The 17,392-nt window shown below is 63.3% G+C and carries 17 protein-coding genes and 1 pseudogene; 9 read left to right on the top strand and 9 right to left on the bottom strand.

The features are described from left to right. The first annotated feature begins 78 nt into the window (after positions 1-78). The 3 genes from IVB01_RS16075 (at position 79) to IVB01_RS16065 (ending at position 2,224) form a co-directional block, all read left to right on the top strand. Positions 79-477: a metallopeptidase family protein gene (locus IVB01_RS16075; protein WP_247280345.1), complete on the top strand. Its 399-nt coding sequence runs from the start codon at positions 79-81 to the stop codon at positions 475-477. A 276-nt stretch (positions 478-753) separates the two neighbouring features. Further along, entirely contained in the window at positions 754-1,359 is a 606-nt protein-coding gene (gene leuD, locus IVB01_RS16070; protein WP_061880161.1) for a 3-isopropylmalate dehydratase small subunit, read from the top strand. 79 nt (positions 1,360-1,438) lie between these two features. Next, positions 1,439-2,224 carry a capsular polysaccharide synthesis protein gene (locus tag IVB01_RS16065; RefSeq protein WP_247280346.1) on the top strand — a complete coding sequence of 262 codons (786 nt, stop codon included), beginning with the start codon at positions 1,439-1,441 and terminating at the stop codon, positions 2,222-2,224. Between the two features lie 84 nt (positions 2,225-2,308). On the opposite strand, the gene IVB01_RS16060 is transcribed toward IVB01_RS16065, so the two are convergent. The 3 genes from IVB01_RS16060 to IVB01_RS16050 all read right to left on the bottom strand — a co-directional run bounded on the left by IVB01_RS16060 (position 2,309) and on the right by IVB01_RS16050 (position 5,643). Next, complete coding sequence (locus tag IVB01_RS16060) at positions 2,309-3,790, bottom strand: tetratricopeptide repeat protein (protein WP_247280347.1); 1,482 nt, start codon at positions 3,788-3,790, stop codon at positions 2,309-2,311. Between the two features lie 302 nt (positions 3,791-4,092). Beyond that, positions 4,093-4,758, bottom strand: coding sequence for an HAD hydrolase-like protein (locus IVB01_RS16055; protein ID WP_247280348.1), 666 nt, complete (start codon positions 4,756-4,758; stop codon positions 4,093-4,095). Positions 4,759-4,761: 3 nt separating this feature from the next. Further along, on the bottom strand, positions 4,762-5,643 hold the full coding sequence (locus tag IVB01_RS16050; protein ID WP_247280349.1) for a CoA ester lyase: 882 nt from the start codon (positions 5,641-5,643) through the stop codon (positions 4,762-4,764). Positions 5,644-5,746: 103 nt separating this feature from the next. On the opposite strand from IVB01_RS16050, the gene IVB01_RS16045 reads away from it, so the two are divergent. Further along, the gene (locus tag IVB01_RS16045) at positions 5,747-6,391 is read left to right on the top strand and encodes a carbonic anhydrase (RefSeq protein ID WP_247280350.1); all 645 of its coding nucleotides are present in this window, start codon (positions 5,747-5,749) and stop codon (positions 6,389-6,391) included. 115 nt (positions 6,392-6,506) lie between these two features. On the opposite strand, the gene IVB01_RS16040 is transcribed toward IVB01_RS16045, so the two are convergent. Further along, positions 6,507-7,541, bottom strand: coding sequence for an aspartate-semialdehyde dehydrogenase (locus IVB01_RS16040; protein WP_247280351.1), 1,035 nt, complete (start codon positions 7,539-7,541; stop codon positions 6,507-6,509). Between the two features lie 116 nt (positions 7,542-7,657). Between IVB01_RS16040 and IVB01_RS16035 the strand changes: the two are divergent. Beyond that, positions 7,658-8,447: pseudogene (locus tag IVB01_RS16035) on the top strand (hypothetical protein). A 210-nt stretch (positions 8,448-8,657) separates the two neighbouring features. Beyond that, positions 8,658-9,053 carry a hypothetical protein gene (locus IVB01_RS16030; protein WP_247280352.1) on the top strand — a complete coding sequence of 132 codons (396 nt, stop codon included), beginning with the start codon at positions 8,658-8,660 and terminating at the stop codon, positions 9,051-9,053. A gap of 144 nt (positions 9,054-9,197) precedes the next feature. On the opposite strand, the gene leuB is transcribed toward IVB01_RS16030, so the two are convergent. After that, positions 9,198-10,310 (bottom strand): 3-isopropylmalate dehydrogenase, encoded by a 1,113-nt coding sequence (gene leuB, locus IVB01_RS16025; RefSeq protein ID WP_247280353.1) that lies wholly within the window; start codon positions 10,308-10,310, stop codon positions 9,198-9,200. Positions 10,311-10,529: 219 nt separating this feature from the next. On the opposite strand from leuB, the gene IVB01_RS16020 reads away from it, so the two are divergent. Further along, a complete protein-coding gene (locus IVB01_RS16020) occupies positions 10,530-11,717 on the top strand; it encodes a YbfB/YjiJ family MFS transporter (protein ID WP_247280354.1) in 1,188 nt (395 codons plus the stop codon). Positions 11,718-11,818: 101 nt separating this feature from the next. Here IVB01_RS16020 and IVB01_RS16015 read toward each other — a convergent pair whose 3' ends face one another. The 4 genes from IVB01_RS16015 to IVB01_RS16000 form a co-directional block, all read right to left on the bottom strand. After that, positions 11,819-12,601 carry a molybdopterin-binding protein gene (locus IVB01_RS16015; RefSeq protein ID WP_247280355.1) on the bottom strand — a complete coding sequence of 261 codons (783 nt, stop codon included), beginning with the start codon at positions 12,599-12,601 and terminating at the stop codon, positions 11,819-11,821. A gap of 13 nt (positions 12,602-12,614) precedes the next feature. Continuing rightward, positions 12,615-13,244 (bottom strand): cytochrome b/b6 domain-containing protein, encoded by a 630-nt coding sequence (locus tag IVB01_RS16010; protein WP_247280356.1) that lies wholly within the window; start codon positions 13,242-13,244, stop codon positions 12,615-12,617. A 180-nt stretch (positions 13,245-13,424) separates the two neighbouring features. Then, positions 13,425-13,979, bottom strand: a complete 555-nt coding sequence (locus IVB01_RS16005) for a fasciclin domain-containing protein (protein WP_247280357.1) — start codon at positions 13,977-13,979, stop codon at positions 13,425-13,427. 345 nt (positions 13,980-14,324) lie between these two features. Beyond that, the gene (locus IVB01_RS16000; RefSeq protein ID WP_247280358.1) at positions 14,325-15,086 is read right to left on the bottom strand and encodes an SDR family NAD(P)-dependent oxidoreductase; all 762 of its coding nucleotides are present in this window, start codon (positions 15,084-15,086) and stop codon (positions 14,325-14,327) included. 86 nt (positions 15,087-15,172) lie between these two features. Between IVB01_RS16000 and IVB01_RS15995 the strand changes: the two genes are divergently transcribed. Then, complete coding sequence (locus IVB01_RS15995; RefSeq protein ID WP_247280359.1) at positions 15,173-16,702, top strand: malonyl-CoA synthase; 1,530 nt, start codon at positions 15,173-15,175, stop codon at positions 16,700-16,702. 29 nt (positions 16,703-16,731) lie between these two features. Beyond that, complete coding sequence (locus IVB01_RS15990) at positions 16,732-17,241, top strand: DUF3658 domain-containing protein (RefSeq protein WP_247280360.1); 510 nt, start codon at positions 16,732-16,734, stop codon at positions 17,239-17,241. The last annotated feature ends 151 nt before the right edge of the window (positions 17,242-17,392 follow it).

The following is a 17,392-nucleotide window of genomic DNA, read 5'->3' as shown; positions in this document are numbered from 1 at the left end:
GTTTTGGCGGCGCTCGTCAACCTCGCCGGGCTTATAAAGCCAGATGCATCGCCGCGGAACCCGCGGTAAGAGAACCCCATGTGGACGGAATTGAAAGCGCCCTCACTGGCCGAGATGGAAGCGACGGCGCACGACATCTTCGAGCGCCTGCCGGCGGAGTTTCGCAAGCTCTGCGAGGGCGTCATCATCCGCGTCGACGACTTCCCGACCGATGAGGTGCTGGACGAGATGCAATGCGAGAGCGAGTTCGACCTGCTCGGCCTGTTCCAGGGCATCGGCCTGCCGCAGCAGAGTTTCGGCGACGTGGCGCGGCTGCCCAACATGGTCTGGCTCTACCGTCGACCGATCCTGGACTATTGGGCCGAGCACGACGAGACCCTCGGCCACATCGTCCGCCACGTCCTGATCCACGAGATCGGCCACCATTTCGGTCTGTCGGACGACGATATGGCCGCGATTGAGGCGAAGGCGGATTGAGGGCCGCACAAAGACGGTGCGCTCCCTCGCCCGCTTGCGGGGGAGGGCTGGGGAGAGGGTGTCTCCACAGCGGGAAAGTCCCCTAGAGGAGAGAGCCCCCACCCGCCGCGGTGCGCGCGTCGACCTCCCCCCGCAAGCGGGAGAGGTGCAATCCCGATGCCGCACCAGTCCAGCCTCAAACCCGCCAGCAGACGAGATCTGCCGAATTCGGCCTAGGATTTCCAGCCCGATCGCGATAAACACCTGTTCCCCTAGACCCATCCGGGAAGCGCAACCATGGACAAGTTCACCACGCTGGAAGGCGTCGCGGCGCCGCTGAAGATCATCAATGTCGACACCGACATGATCATTCCGAAGCAGTACCTCAAGACCATCAAGCGCACCGGCCTTGGCAAGGGGCTCTTCTCCGAGCAGCGCTACAAGGACGACGGCAGCGAGAATCCCGATTTCGTGCTGAACCAGCCGGCCTATCGCAACGCCAAGGTGCTGGTGGCCGGCGACAATTTCGGCTGCGGGTCGAGCCGCGAGCACGCGCCCTGGGCGCTGCTCGACTTCGGCATCCGCTGCGTGATCTCGACCTCGTTCGGCGACATCTTCTACAACAACTGCTTCAAGAACGGCATTCTGCCGATCCGCGTCTCGCAGGAAGATCTCGACAAGCTGTTCGACGACGCTGAGCGCGGCGCCAACGCGACGCTGACGATCGACCTGCCCAACCAGGAAATCCGCGGTCCCGACGGCGGCAAGGTCAAATTCGAGATCGATCCGTTCCGCAAGCACTGCCTGATCAACGGCCTCGACGACATCGGCCTGACGATGGAAAAGAAGGCCTCGATCGACAGCTATGAGGAGAAGCTCAAGCGCGAACGCGCCTGGGCCTGAGATCGCTTTTCTGGTTCGAGCCCCGGTGCTGACCGCGCCGGGGCTTTTTCTTTGCTCTGACTATCCTTATAGCTCGCGCATGCTGCCCGACATCGTCACCTTCTGGCATGGTCCGATGGACGCCCTGCGCCAGACCTGTCTGCGCTCGCAGCTGGCTGCCGGCCACAAGGTCACGGTCTATAGCTTCGACACCATTCCGGGCCTGCCTGCAGGCATCGCGAATGCGGATGCCGAAGCGATCCTGCCGCACGCCTTCTCCGAACGATTGCGGCCGCCGCAGCCGGACGGCAGCTGGCGCGACTGGACCACGCTGCAGTTCAGCGACTTCTTCCGCATGAAGCTGATGGCGAAGGGCCTCGGCCTCTGGCTCGATGCCGACGTGCTGCTGCTGAAGCCCGTCGAGATCGATCCGGCAAAACCCTATTTCGCCTGGGAGCGGCCGCGCCAACTCGGCAATTCCGTGATCTACCTGCCGGCCGGGCACGGCATCGTCGCGGCCTTCGAGGAGCTGATGGAGCAGGAGGAACTGACGCCGAACTGGCTGTCCGTGCGCCACCGCGTCACCTTCGCGATGCGCCGCCTCCGCGGCGGCTCGAACCGTCTCTCGGACATTCGCGTGGCGATCTACGGACCGGCGGCACTGACCGCGCTCGCGCGTCGCACCGGCGAGCTCGCTTACGCGCTACCCAAGCAATCGTTCTACGCCGTGCATGCCGAGCCAAAACTGTTCTTCGATCCATCGAGCTATCTCGGCCTCGTCACCAATCCCGAGATCATCGGCCTGCACATCTCGCCCAAGGGCCGTGGCGGCGAAAAGCCGATTCCGGGCAGCCTGTATGCCTGGGCGGCGGAGCGGTTCGGATAGCGGCCGCGTAGAAAGTGCGCTCCAAAGGCGGCTCTCCCGCAAGCAAGTCCGCGTTGGGCACTGAGATTGCCCTTCGTTTGAAGATCATTTAGCAGCCACGAAATAGAAGTCCTGTCGGCCGGAGATCGAGCCGTAACTGAAGGGTTTTTGCCGACGACCGGTCGCTTCCATGACATCGTCGCGAACGAAATCGAAGAGCCTGCGGACTTCGAGGCCCGGCGTTGGAACGTTCTTGACGAAGGCAGCCGCGAACGGACTATTGATCCCGTCACCGTCAAGTGCGGTCTCGCCGTCCTTGGCGGCGTAGACCACCAGCGTTCCCGCCTCTGGCTCGATCGGGGCCAAACCTCGCGATACCGAACGCGACGCCACCGTCATCGTCCGCTTCATCTGGTTTGCGAATGGGTTGTCGCGGCAGGCATCGAGAATGACGAGGCGCAGCTTTTTGGCGCGCTCCGCCGCATTGAGAACCTGATCAACCGGAACGGCTTCAAATCCGATTTCGCGATCCGCGGCAATCTTGGCATCCGTCGGAATGAGATAGTTGACGCCGCCGACCTCCATGCCGTGCCCGGCATAATACACGACGGCCCAATCCGCCGTTTCCGCACGTGCTGCGAATTCGCGCAGGGCATTCACCAGCGCATCCTTGCGGAGATTGGTCAGCAGGGTAACTGCTTCGAACCCAGTGAGCTTCAGCACGTCGGCGACGAGGCTTGCATCCCGCACGGGGTTCGCTAGCGCGGCGACGTTTTCATAAGCCGAATTGCCGATCACGAGAGCGATGCGGCGATCGCCGTTCGCAGCCCCGGACGCCACCACAGCCGGCGCCACACTGGGTTTCTCGACCAATATCGTTGCTGGCCGCGGCGAAGGCAGGACAGCAAGCCGCTCGCGAGCCTTGTCCTGGGCCCATCTTGTGGCGCCATGGCTCAATCCGAGCGTGGCATTGAAGTCGGTCCTTGCTTTGGCGAAATCTCCGCGCTTCTCGTAGGCCAGTCCGCGGTTGACATACGCGTTCGCGTACGTGGGATCCACGCGTATCGCTTCTGTGTAATCTGCAATGGCGCGGTCCGTGTCGCCCTTGCTGCCGTATGCATTCCCGCGGTTGAAATAGGCGTTTGCATTGGTGGGCTGCAGGCGAACCGCTTCGCTATAGTCAGCAATTGCGCGGTCGGTGTTGCCTTTGTTGCTGTAGGCATTGCCTCGATTGTAGTACGCGTTCGCATAGGCCGGATCGAGCCGGATTGTCGCCGTGTAGTCCGCGATCGCACGCTCCGTGTCGCCTTTGATGCTATAAGCGTTGCCGCGATTGTAGTACGCGTGCGCATGCGTCGGATCGAGACGGAGCGTTGCCGTGTAGTCCGCTATGGCACGATCATTGTTGCCATTAGCGCTGTAAGCGTTGCCCCGGTTGTAGTAGGCGTTCGCATCCTTGGGATCTCGCCGGATCGCCTCCGAGGCGGCTGCAATGGCAGGGCTCGTGTCGTCCTTGACGCGATCGACAGCCGCTGCCGGGCCAGCGAGGGCAAGAATGACAAAGCAATAAAATAATTTGCGGAGCATAAGAACCCCACTCGCCATATCGAAAGGATGGAAGCCGTATTTAAACGGCGCAAATTTAACGGGGCAACCAGCCGGATTGTGTGACCTAAATCACAGGAACGTCGACTTCGCGGCGGCTGTCGCCAGTTGGTGCTGAGGATAGATGCCCGTGCACTCGAGCGCTTGCTGAGGAGCATCATGCCCGGTTGCGAACATGCCGACGCACCGGCGCAAATTGCCACGGTTATTGCGCCAACGCTTCGACGCTGGAGTCGCTTGACCGCGCCGATCTGGCGCCGCGCCGAGGCAGCTTGCACCGGAGCCTATCGGTTCAGCGTCGATAAAACCGCGCGCGCAAGATCCGCGGGCCACTCTACCAGTTGATCCGCGCCGGCTGTTTCCAGCTCATCCCGAGTGCCATATCCCCAGAGCACGCCGAGGCCGCGTATCTTGACCGCGTGAGCGCCATTGATGTCGTGGCGGCGGTCGCCGACCATGAGGCTGTGCGATGCAGAGATATCGTGCTTGGATAGGATATGGGCGAGCAGCTCAGGCTTGTGATCCAGCACGCCGCCGGGAACTGAGCCATGAATGCCGTCGAAATGCGTCGCTAAGTTCAGATTCTCCAGGATCCGCCGCGCGAAGATTTCGCGCTTCGATGTCGCGAGATAGATTCGCAATCCAGCGCTTCGCATCTCCTCAAGCGCCCAGTTGATTCCGGGATAGAGCTCGCTTCCGAGCAGGCCACTGTCGCCGTAATGCTGGCGATAGGCCGCTACGGCTAACTCGATGCGGTCATCACCGTAGGCGGCGAGCAACGCCCGTAATATGTCTTCAAGCGGCGGTCCGATGAAGCGCTTGATATCGAGGGTGTCGCCGGGCTCATGTCCGAGCGCACGCAACGCAGCCAGGCAGCTCGCGGCAATGCCCGGCTGGGAATCGACCAGCGTTCCGTCGAGATCGAGGAGGACGCAGCGGGCTGCGCCCATGGCTCAGCCCTTCCCCATCGCCGCGATTGCGTCTGCGATCTCGATCGTGCGCCGCGCCATGTCCGCGTGCAGGCGCTCCACCATCGCGCCGTCGAGCCGGATCGCGCCGCGCGAGACGTTCTCCGGCAATTCGAACGCCGCGATGATTTTTCGCGCCCGCGCGACTTCCTCTTCGGGCGGGGTGAAGATCGCGTTGCAGGCATCGATCTGCGAGGGATGGATCAGCGTCTTGCCGTCGAAGCCGAGATCGCGGCCTTGCGCGCATTCGGTGGCAAAGCCGTCGGCATTGGCGATGTCGCTATAGGGGCCGTCGAGGATTTCGAGGCCGTGGGCGCGCGTCGCCAGGATACAATGGGTGATCATCGGGATCATCGCGGCACGGCCCGGCAGCATCCTGATGCGGGTCTCGCGCGAAATGTCGTTCGGGCCGAACACGAAGCCTGCGAGGCGGCTCGACGGATCGCGGCCGGCGGCGGCCAGTTCCTCGGCATGGAGCACGGCGCGCGCGGTCTCGATCATGGCCCAGACCTTCACGGTCGACGCAGCGCCAAGCTCGGCCAGCTTCCGGCCGATCGTATCGAGATCTTCGATGCTTGAAACTTTTGGAACCAGGATGCCGTCCGGGGACGCCTTAGCAGCCATCGCGACGTCACCGGCCCACCAGGGCGTGTCGAGGCCGTTGGTCCGGATCAGGACCTCGCGTTTGCCAAAACCCTTGGCGGCGATCGCGGCGGCGATGCCGTCGCGCGCCACCGCCTTGGCCTCGGGGGCGACGGAATCCTCGAGGTCGAGGATGAGGCCGTCGGCGGGAAGATTGCGCGCCTTTTCCAGCGCGCGGGGGTTGGAGCCGGGCATGAACAGATGGCTGCGGCGCGGGCGGGTCATGCGAGCGTTCCTTCCTCGTCAGTCCTCTGACCGAAGCCGATAGCATCTGGCCTGCCTATTCGAAAGGCTTGTTCGCCCCTGCGGTCTATGATTAGGCATAGGCATGACGACATTCCCGAAGCATTTGCTGGAAGGCTACAAGGCCTTCGCCACCCAGCGGCTGCCGACCGAGCAGAACCGCTATCGCGAACTCTCTGTCAAAGGACAGTCGCCCGAGACGATGGTGATCGGCTGCTGCGACTCGCGGGTCTCCCCCGAGGTGATCTTCGATGCCGGGCCGGGCGAACTCTTCGTCGTCCGCAACATCGCCAACCTGGTGCCGACCTATCAGCCTGACGAGAACGCACACGGCGTCTCGGCGGCGCTGGAATTTGCGGTGACGGTGCTGAAGGTGAAGCACATCGTGGTGCTCGGCCACGCCCAATGCGGCGGCATCCGTGCCTTCATCGACAAGAGCGAGCCGCTGACGCCGGGCGACTTCATCGGCAAATGGATGCAGATGTTCATCAAGCCGGGCGAGGTGGTCGAGCAGCGCGAGCACGAGACCATGGCGCAGTTCGTCGAGCGCATCGAGAAGGCCGCGGTGTTCCGCAGCCTGGAAAACCTGATGACCTTCCCGTTCGTGCGCAAGGCGGTGGAGAGCGGCCAGATGCAGACCCACGGCGCCTATTTCGGCGTGGCCGAGGGCACGCTGTTCGTGCTGGACAAGGCCGCGAAGGAATTCAGGAGCGCGCAAAGCGTGGCGTAGGCTACCACTCTTGTACGGTGGGCAAAGCGGAGCGTGCCCACCACTTCTGTCGCAATCTGGAGAGATGGTGGGCACGGCGCTTCGCGCCTTTGCCCCACCCTACGGCAGCTCGACTTTACGCCGCCTTCTTCTTCGCGCTGATCAGCTTGCGGTTGATCAGGACTTCCGCGATCTGGATCGCGTTCAGCGCGGCGCCCTTGCGCAAATTGTCGGACACGCACCACAGCACGAGGCCGTTCTCCACCGTCGCGTCCTCGCGGATGCGGCTGATATAGGTGGCGTCCTCGCCGGCCGCTTCGTAAGGGGTGGCGTAGCCGCCGGGCTCCTGCTTGTCGATGACGAGGCAGCCCGGCGCCTTGCGCAGGATCTCGCGAGCTTCGTCCGCACTGATCGGGTTCTCGAACTCGATGTTGACGGCCTCGGAGTGGCCGACGAAGACCGGCACGCGCACGCAGGTGGCGGAGAGCTTGATCTTGGGATCAAGAATCTTCTTGGTCTCCGCCATCATCTTCCACTCTTCCTTGGTGTAACCGTCCTCCATGAAGACGTCGATGTGGGGGATGACGTTGAATGCGATGCGCTTGGGGAATTTCTTCGCGACCAGCTCGTCATTGGTGTAGACGGCCTTGGTCTGCGAGAACAATTCGTCCATCGCGTCCTTGCCGGCACCCGACACGGATTGATAGGTCGAGACCACGACGCGCTTGATGGTCGCCTTGTCGTGCAGCGGCTTGAGCGCGACGACGAGCTGCGCGGTTGAGCAGTTCGGGTTGGCGATGATGTTCTTCTTCTTGAAGCCTTCGGTCGCAGCCGCATTCACTTCCGGCACGATCAGCGGCACGTCCGGATCCATGCGCCACGCCGAGGAATTGTCGATCACGACCGCGCCGGCGGCGCCGATCTGCGGCGACCATTCCTTCGACACCGAGCCGCCCGCCGACATCAGGCAGATGTCGACGTCGGAGAAGTCGTAATGCTCGAGCGCTTTGATCTTCAGGGTGCGGTCGCCATAGGAGACCTCGACGCCGACGCTGCGGCGCGACGCCAGGGCCACGACCTCGTCGGCGGGGAATTTGCGCTCGTCCAGGATGTTGAGCATTTCCCGTCCGACATTGCCGGTCGCGCCGACGACTGCGACTTTGTAACCCATCGTTCACTCTCCGATGAAAAAGCCCGTTCCTGAACCTGACGCTTAAACAGGAAGAGCAGCGCTTCTATGCGAGAACCGGCCTCAAGACAACGTTGGACCATGCCTGAAGGCCGTGGATGCAGTCGCCTGAGGCCAGCACGGCCGTTAGCCCCACCCAGATCCATCTGGCGCTTGCAGCCTTCGCCGATGAGGTCGTCGGCACGCTGGCGCGCCTGAATCGCCTATGTGGGGGCGCTCGCCCTGTTTGCCATCCTCGCCCTCGCGGCGCTCGGCCAGCTGCCCGACTTGCAGGGCGATGAGCCGGCGGACAAGCCAGCCTGGAGCGTGGCCGACCGCTCGCACCCGGCCTTCGCCATCAGCCGGATCGATTCATCAGAGAAAACAGCCTCTTACACCATCCTTCGGCATCCCGAAGGCGGCCGCAGGGACGTGCTGCGCTGGACAAACGAGGCCGGCCAGCCCGTGGCCGAGCTCGACATCTACCGGGAAGGCGGCGAGTTCGACGTGGCTCGTCCGGCGATTGCGGATCTGGCCGTGGAAATGGGATTGAGCACGACGAGCACGCTGGAGCAGGCCGGCCTGATCGACACGAAATTCGGTCCGGTCGCCCTGTTCCGGCCGGTCGGCGCGGCGGAGGGGACGCGGGCTTGCCTCGGCTATCTCAAGCGCAGCGAGGAGCCGGCGCTGCAGATCTCCGGCTTCTCCTGCCAGGGCAACACCCTGCCCGCCCGGCGCGCGGCGATTGCCTGCACGCTGAACCGGTTGACGCTGCTGACCTCGGGCAACGAGCCAAGGCTGGCCGAATTGTTCGCCCGCGCCGAGTTGAAGCGCCGCACCTGCGATTCCCCGGGATCACCGGACTGGCTGCTGGGCGCCGCCAACGCGCAATTGCGCGGGGCGCTTTAGGTTGTTGTTTGAGCGTGATCAAACCGCTGCACACTTTTCCGGATCACGCTCAAGACCGCATCAAGCTCAAGTGGCTGGTATTGATGCAACTTTTGCCGGCACGCGCGATTATTCCGAGCTGGTGTGACCCAATTGACCTAGTTGCGTCTGCCCCGGCCGGGCTAGTATGGGGTGAAATCGACTGGCGGCCTGCCGCCTGAAGGGGACGTGATGAGCTTGAATTTCTCTGCGGCGAACAAATTGGCGACCTTGCTTGCGGCGGGCGTCGTCATTGCCATGTCCTCTGCGATCGGTTTGGCTTCGCCGGCTTCGGCCGACACCAAGACCAAGCGCTATGACGAGCGCGGCCGACACTATTACGGACCGAGCGGCCCCAACGCGGTCTACCAGCAGGGCCGCACCCGCATCTATGTGAGCAAGCGCTCCTGGCTCGACGGCGGCACCGAGGTCAATCCCGGCGACCGCAAGTTCAGCGACTACGCCTTCCCGCCGGCGGTGGGCTATCCGTCCTTCGCCCGCGAGAACCTCAACCGTCCGATCGACCGCCAGCCGCTCTCGCCGCCGCAGGATGTCGGCGGTTACCCGCAGAATTTCCCGCTGTACTGAAGCGGACCGTCGACCGAATCAAAATGGCCGGGCTCACGCCCGGCCATTTTGTTTGGGCCGTCATTCCGGGGCGGCTCGAAGAGCCGAACCCGGAATCTCGAGATTCCGGCTCTGGTCCTTCGGACCATCCCGGAATGACGGCATCTACCCATGCAGCTTCTGCAATTCCTTCAAAATCGCTTCGCCCATCTGCGTGGTCGAGGCGGCTCTGGTGCCTTCCGACTTGATGTCGGCGGTGCGCAGGCCGCTGGCCAGCACGGCGGCGATCGCGGCATCGACCTTGTCGGCGAGATCGCCCATGTCGAAGGAGTAGCGCAGCGCCATGCCGAAGGACGAGATCATCGCGATGGGATTGGCGAGGCCCTTGCCGGCGATATCGGGGGCGGAGCCGTGCACCGGCTCGTACAGCGCCTTGCGCTTCTTGCTCTTGACGTCGACCTCGCCGAGCGAGGCCGAGGGCAGCATGCCGAGCGATCCGGTCAGCATCGCCGCGATGTCGGACAGCATGTCGCCAAACAGATTATCGGTGACGATGACGTCGAACTGCTTCGGCCACTTCACCAGCATCATGCCGCCGGAATCGGCGAGCTGATGCTCGAGCGTGACGTCAGGGTATTCGCGCTTGTGAACTTGCGTGACGACCTCGTTCCAGAGCACGCCCGACTTCATGACGTTGCGCTTCTCCATCGACGTCACCTTGTTCTTGCGCTTCTTGGCAAGCTCGAAAGCGACGCGGGCGATGCGCTCGATCTCATAGGTGTCGTAGACCTGGGTATCGACGGCGCGCTTCTGACCGTTGCCGAGATCGGTGATGGTCTTGGGCTCGCCGAAATAGACCCCGCCCGTGAGCTCGCGCACGATGACGATGTCGAGGCCCTCGACCGCTTCGCGCTTCAGGCTGGATGCATCGGCCAGCGCCGGGTAGCACATGGCGGGACGGAGGTTCGCGAACAGAGCGAGATCCTTGCGCAGGCGAAGCAGGCCGGCCTCCGGGCGCACCTCATAGGGCACGGCATCCCATTTCGGGCCGCCGACCGCGCCGAAGATCACGGCGTCGGCGTCCTTGGCCTTGGCCATGTCGCCTTCCGAGATCGACACCTTGTGCGCGTCATAGGCTGCGCCGCCAACAAGGCCCGTATCGGTCTCGAACTTGGCGATGCCGGCCGAATTGAGCCAATCGATCAACCGCTTCACCTCGCCCATCACCTCGGGGCCGATACCGTCGCCGGGGAGCAGCAGCAGTTTATGGGTCGCCATGGTCGTATCCTCAGTTTTTCCTCGTCATTGCCGGGCTTGACCCGGCAATCCAGCCTTCTTGAAAAGATGGATGCCCGGGTCAAGCCCGGGCATGACGAAGGGGATGAATTTCGGCCGGAGTGCTAGAGCGGCGTTGCGCGCTTGGCAAGACACCATTGCCGGGGAGCCGGCTGTGCAAAACGGATGGAGCCTGCCACACTCGCGCGGCCGGAGTACTCCTTGCACGCCCCTGACCGCCTGCCGCCCTACGCGCATCCCGCGCGGCTGATCCTGACCTTGTCGCTGGCGGCGACGGTCGGGCTTGGGATCGGCCGCTTTGCCTATGCACTGGTGCTGCCGGATATGCGGGAGACCCTCGACTGGTCCTACTCGGCGGCCGGGTTCATGAACACCATCAACGCCGTCGGCTACCTCGTTGGCGCGCTGGTGGCGTCCCGGCTGATCCAGCGGGTCGGCTGGTCGGCGGCGATCCGCCTGGGAACCCTGGCCTGCGTCGCCGGGCTCGCCACCTGCGCGCTATCCGGCAATTTCGTTGCGCTGAGCCTTGCGCGCCTCGTGCTGGGCTTGGGCGCGGCGGCCGGCTTCGTCGCCGGCGGCGCGCTGGCTGCGACCATCGCCCAGTCGCGCCCGGAGCGCGCCAATTTCCTGCTGAGCCTGTTCTACGCCGGCCCGGGCATCGGCATTCTCGCCTCGGGGCTGATCGCCCCGTTCACGCTGCAATATTTCGGGCCAGGCTCGTGGTGGATCGTCTGGTGGGCACTGACGCTGCTGTCCGTCGCAATGACGATTCCGCTGTTCCTGATCCGGATCGAAAGCGGTGCGCGCTTCTCGGAAGGCAGCCACGCGTCGTTTGCGATTCTGCCGGTGCTGATTTATCTCGCCGGCTACTTCCTGTTCGGCGCCGGCTACATCGCCTACATGACCTTCATGATCGCCTATGTGCGCGACGGCGGCGGCGGGGCCGCGGCACAGGCCGCATTCTGGAGCCTGATCGGGCTGAGCGCCTTCGTCACGCCATGGGTTTGGCGCGGCGTGCTGGCGCTCGATCGCGGCGGGCTTGCCACCGCCATCATTCTCGGCACCAACGCGTTAGGAGCCGCCTTGCCGATGCTGGGACATTCGCCGGCGTGGCTTGCGGTCTCCGCGGTGGTGTTCGGCGTCGCGTTCTTCGCCGTGGTCGGCTCGACCACCGCCTTCGTGCGCTTCAACTATCCGCCCGAGATGTGGCCGACCGCGATCGCGGCGATGACGATCTCGTTCGGCGTCGGCCAGACGCTGGGGCCGATCGTGGTCGGCGCGATCACCGATGCGCTGGGGAGCTTGAGTTACGCGTTGAACGTATCGGCGGCGCTGCTGGCGCTGGGGGCGTTGGCGGCGCTGTGCCAGCGCAAGGTGGCGTCGGCATAATCGTCGTTTCCGGGGCGCGCGCAGCGCGAACCGGGAATCCAGAGGTTTGTGGCGCGAGATTCCGGGTTCTCGCTTCGCGAGCCCCGGAATGACAGCCTCAATCAGCTCCCACTAAACGAATTATACCCCTGGTCTTCCCAATAGCCGCCCTTGTAGTCGTTGGTGACTTCCATGGACACCACGTATTTCGGATTCTTGAAGCCAAGTTTTGTCGGCACGCGGATCTTCATTGGGAAACCGTAGGCGCGCGGCAGAATCTCGTTCGCGTATTTGAATGTCATCTGGGTCTGCGGATGCAGCGCGCTGCGCATGTCGAGCGGCGAGTTGTAGCCGTCCTTGTCGGCGCACTGGAACCAGACATATTTCGCACGCGTGTCGGCGCCGATCAGTTTGAGGAAATCGCGCAGCGGCGTGCCGGTCCAGCTTCCGATCGCGCTCCAGCCCTCGACGCAGATGTGGCGGGTGATTTGCGTGACCTGCGGCAGCTTGTAGAGCTCATCCAGCGTCCAGGACTTCGTGTTGTCGACGAGGCCGCGCACCTCGAGCTTCCAGTCTTTGCCGTCGACGTCGGGCGCGTCGTCGAGATCGTAATAGGCGTTGAACGGGAACGGCTTGGTGATCGCGCTCTCGGGAAACGTCGGCGCCAGCGCATCGGGATTGAAGATGAAGGCCTGCACCGCGTCGTTGAACTTGGAGACCTGCTTCAGCATCTCCTCGGCCGAGGAGGAATCGACGACGTCGCAGCCGGTGAGCAGCGTCAGCGCCCCTAAGCTGGCGCCGCCCGCGATGAAGCGGCGGCGGGTGACATCAGGCATCGTCTTGATGGAGTCCTTGATCAGCAATCGCTTGTCGACGCCGGGGATCAGGAATGAGCGCTTGGCCATGATCTCCTCCCTCTCAACGACCAATGATCATCGCGCGTAGGCTCTTCGGCACCAGCAGCGCGAGAGCAACGTGAACGATCAGGAACGCACAGATCGCGGCCATGCAGAAGAAGTGCACATAGCGCGCGGTTGGATAATCGCCGAACAGCATCACCAAATAATAGAGCTGCACCGGCTTCCAGATCGCGAGGCCCGAGAGCACGATCAGCACGCCGACCACTATGATGCCGGCATAGAGCAGGCGCTGCACGTAATTGTAGACGGTGAGGTCGTCATGGCCGAGCTTGAAGGTCAGCGCCGCCCTGACGTCGTGCAGCACGCCGGACGCCGTGATCGGGAGCAGCTTCTTGCGGAAGCGGCCGGTGGCGAAACCGGTGATGAGATAAGCGAGGCCGTTGATCATCAACAGCCACATCGCCGCAAAATGCCAGAGCAGGCCGCCGCCAAGCCAGCCGCCGAGTGTGTACTCGCGCGGAAAGCTGAAGCCGAACAGCGGCGAGGCGTTGTAGATCTGCCAGCCCGACAGGATCATCAGGATCATGGCAAGCGCATTGATCCAGTGCATGATCCGCACCCAGGCCGGCTGGATCACTTTGGCCGGAGTGGCCCTGACCTGCTCGTCGCTGACTGTGAGGCTCGCCATGATGGTTCCGTCCTGAAGGTCGTGACAGCAATTATACGCCGAAGCGTCCGCTTTCGTTACGCCCTTCCGGCATCGAATCGATACCGGCAGGCTATCACGGTCACAATAAAGCGAGCCGGGTACCCCCGGCTCGCCGCCTCAAGGCCTCCTGTTCGGGGGATGAAACAGGACCGCGCAGTATTACGTCGCCGGCATCAGCACGGTGTCAACCACATGGATGACGCCATTCGACTGGTTGACGTTGGAGATCGTCACCATCGAGGTGCCGCCCTTGGCGTCGACGATCCAGACCTTGCCGTCCATTTTCTTTACCGTCAGCTCCTCGCCTTCTGCGGTCTTCAGCTTCTTGCCGTCGGTGAGGGCAGAGGCATCGAGCTTGCCGGGCACGACATGGTAGGTCAGGATCTTGGTCAGCGCCGCCTTGTTCTCGGGCTTGACCAGATTGTCGACGGTGCCGGCCGGCAGCTTGCCGAAGGCGGCGTTGGTCGGCGCGAACACCGTGAACGGGCCCTTGCCTTCGAGCGTCGGCACCAGGCCGGCCGCCTTCACCGCCGCCACGAGCGTGGTGTGGTCCTTGGAGTTGACCGCGTTCTGGACGATGTTCTTGGACGGGAACATCGCGGCGCCGCCGACCATGACGGTCCTTTCCTCGGCGCTGACAGGCGCGACGACGGTCGCGGTGACGATCAGGGCACTGAAGGCGGCGGCAGCGAGACAGGCAATGCGCTTCGACATGGAGATCTCCCGATTGAATTGAGACCGGCGATGGCCGGCGTTGAGCTGGCAACAACGGCGGCTGCGACAGTGTGGGGTGATGCAGCAGTGCCGTCGTTGGACCGAATTACGGGAGGGCTTGCGCTGCGGTTTCGGGTCAAAACTCTTTGTGATGCGTGAAACTATGGGGAAGGGATTACGTGTGGGGGCGCGCGAGAGGGTGCAAAGCGGACGGTCCTGTAGGGTGAGCAAAGCGCAGCGTGCCCACCCTGCGCTTCCTCAAATGCGGAGAGATGGTGGGCACGGCGCTTCGCGCCTTTGTCCACCCTACGGCAGTGTGCCTCCATCCGGGCTACAGGCCGACAATCAATCCCTGCTCTGCGGCGTCTGGATGAAGCCGCGATTATGCGTGGGGCTGATCAACACTTCGTTGATGCAGACTCTGGCCGGCATGCTTGCGATGAAGGCGATGGTGCGGCCGAGATCTTCGGATTGCAGCATCCTGGCCTGCTCCTCCTCGCTCGGCACCACCGGGCGCAGTTTCAGGATCGGCGTCGCCACCTCGCCCGGCATCAGGCAGCAGGCGCGCAGGCCGTTGACGCATTCGTCCATGTTGAAGGAATGGGTCAGCGCCAGCACCGCATGCTTGGTTGTGGTATAGGCCGGGCCCGGCATCTTCGAGACATGGCGGCCGGCCCAGGACGAGACGTTGATGATCGCGCCGTCCTGCTGCTTGCGCATCGTCGGCAGCACCGCGCGCATGCAATAGAGCACGCCGTTGAGATTGACTTGGACCAGTCTGTCCCAGCCTTCCAGTTCCATATCCTTCCAACTGCGCTTGGGGACATTGATGCCGGCATTGTTCACCAGCAGATCGATCCGGTCATATCTGGCGACGATCTGATCGGCCGTCTTCTGGGCTTCCGTGGCGTTGGACACGTCCAACACAATGGCCTCGGCCGTCCCACCCGCTCCCGTGATCTTCGCGACCACGGCATCCAGGGCTGGCTGGCGCCGGCCCGAGACCACCACCGTCCAGCCATCGGCCGCGAGCGCCTCGGCGCCGGCCTCCCCGATGCCGCTGCCGCCGCCGGTGACCCAGGCCACGCGTTTCCCGTTTCTTGTCATGCCAACTGTCTCCGTTGCTTCTGCGGGGCGGTTTTTGCTAATCCAGCCCTCGGTTTTGACCGGCCTTTGCCGGCGAGGAATGTTGCATGAACCAAGCTGCCAACGCCAACCTGTTTTCCCGCCTGTTCGACGGCCTTTCCGATCCCAAACGCCTCGCGATCGAGACGCATGACGGCGCCCATATCAGCTATGGCGATCTGATCGCGCGCGCGGGGCAGATGGCGAATGTGCTGGTCGCACGCGGCGTGAAGCCCGGCGATCGCGTCGCGGTGCAGGTGGAGAAATCGGTCGCCAATATCGTGCTGTATCTTGCCACCGTGCGGGCCGGCGCGGTCTATCTGCCGCTGAATACTGCCTATACGCTGAACGAGCTCGACTACTTCATCGGCGATGCCGAGCCGTCGCTGGTGGTCTGCGATCCCTCCAAGGCCGAGGGCCTCGCCCCGATCGCTGCCAAGGTGAAAGCCGGGGTCGAGACGCTCGGGCCTGACGGCAGGGGCTCGCTGACGGATGCCGCCGCCAAGGCGAGCAGCGAGTTTACGACGGTGCCGCGCGAAAACGGCGACCTCGCCGCGATCCTCTACACGTCCGGCACCACGGGCCGCTCCAAGGGCGCGATGCTCACCCACGACAATCTGGCGTCGAATTCGCTCAGCCTCGTCGATTACTGGCGCTTCACGGACAAGGACGTCTTGATCCACGCGCTGCCGATCTACCACACCCACGGCCTGTTCGTCGCGACCAACGTGACGCTGTTCGCGCGGGCGTCGATGATCTTTCTGCCGAAGCTCGATCCGGATCTGATCATCAAGCTGATGGCGCGCGCCACAGTGCTCATGGGCGTTCCAACCTTCTACACACGGCTTCTGCAGAACCCCGCGCTGTCGCACGAAACGACCAAGCACATGCGGCTGTTCATCTCGGGCTCCGCGCCACTGCTGGCCGAGACTCATCGCGAATGGTCGGCCCGCACCGGCCACGCGGTGCTCGAGCGCTACGGCATGACCGAGACCAACATGAACACGTCGAACCCCTATGACGGCGAGCGCGTGCCCGGCGCGGTCGGCTTCCCGCTGCCCGGCGTCTCGTTGCGCGTGACCGATCCCGAGACAGGGAAAGAGCTGCCGCGCGACGAAGTCGGCATGATCGAGGTGAAGGGCCCGAACGTCTTCAAGGGCTATTGGCGTATGCCGGAGAAGACCAAGGCGGAATTCCGGCCCGACGGCTTCTTCATCACCGGCGATCTCGGTAAGATCGACGCCAAGGGCTACGTCCACATCCTCGGCCGCGGCAAGGACCTCGTTATCTCCGGCGGCTTCAACGTCTATCCGAAGGAAATCGAGAGCGAGATCGACGCCATGCCCGGCGTGGTCGAATCCGCCGTGATCGGCGTGCCGCACGCCGACTTCGGCGAGGGCGTCACCGCGGTGCTGGTGCGCCAGCCCGGCGCGAGCATCGATGAGGCGACCGTGCTGAAGGGCCTGGAAGGGCGACTCGCCAAATTCAAGATGCCCAAACGCGTCTTCGTCGTCGACGAGCTGCCACGCAACACCATGGGCAAGGTGCAAAAGAACATTTTGCGCGAGACGTATAAGGATATCTACGCGAAGAAATAGGGGCTCAATCGCTCCGGGATGGGGGACGCATGAACCGAGAGCGGGCCGTCCGGATCAACGATCATCTTCTTGATGCTTGCGAAGCCCTCGACCGGGCTCGAATGGCGATTGCAGCACTTGGCAAGACCGAGCGGATCGAGCTCGGAGACTGGCTTAACGCTATCGTCGGCGCTCTGGAGGACAAGCTGCTCCTGCCGATTTACGAGCAGCATCCGGATCTGGAGCCGCCATTGGCCGATTTAGAGGAGCCGACGGTCACCAGTGAGCTCACATGGAATGATGTCCAGCTTCCGCCGTCAGTGACCGAGCAGCGTTTCGACGAGATCATTTTTTCGGTCATGGAGCGGACTTGGCGGAAGACCGCCATGATGGCGTGGCTTGTGGTGAATCGCTGCAAGGAACTTGGATTGTCGATCGACGACGAAATGGTTGCTGCGCGATTGAAGGCGCTTTCCGCCTCCGATCGCATCGAAGGTATCGGCGATCTCCGAATGTGGCGCCACAGCGAAGTACGATTGAAGGACGAGACCGCCGATTAGGCCAGATCGGGGCTCAGTCCGTTCACTTGGTGTAGCGTACGCTCTCAACCCCGTCATTGCTGTCGATGTTCAATAATTCGCTGATTGGATCGCGGTGGTCTTGGTAGCGGCGAAGGCCTTGGGAGTTTGTCCTGCCAAGGCCTGATGGGGT

The organism is Bradyrhizobium sp. 164 (assembly GCF_023073715.1).
Lineage (GTDB): Bacteria > Pseudomonadota > Alphaproteobacteria > Rhizobiales > Xanthobacteraceae > Bradyrhizobium.
Note: the sequence above shows the minus strand (reverse complement) of the source record. Positions and strands in the feature narration are given on the sequence as shown.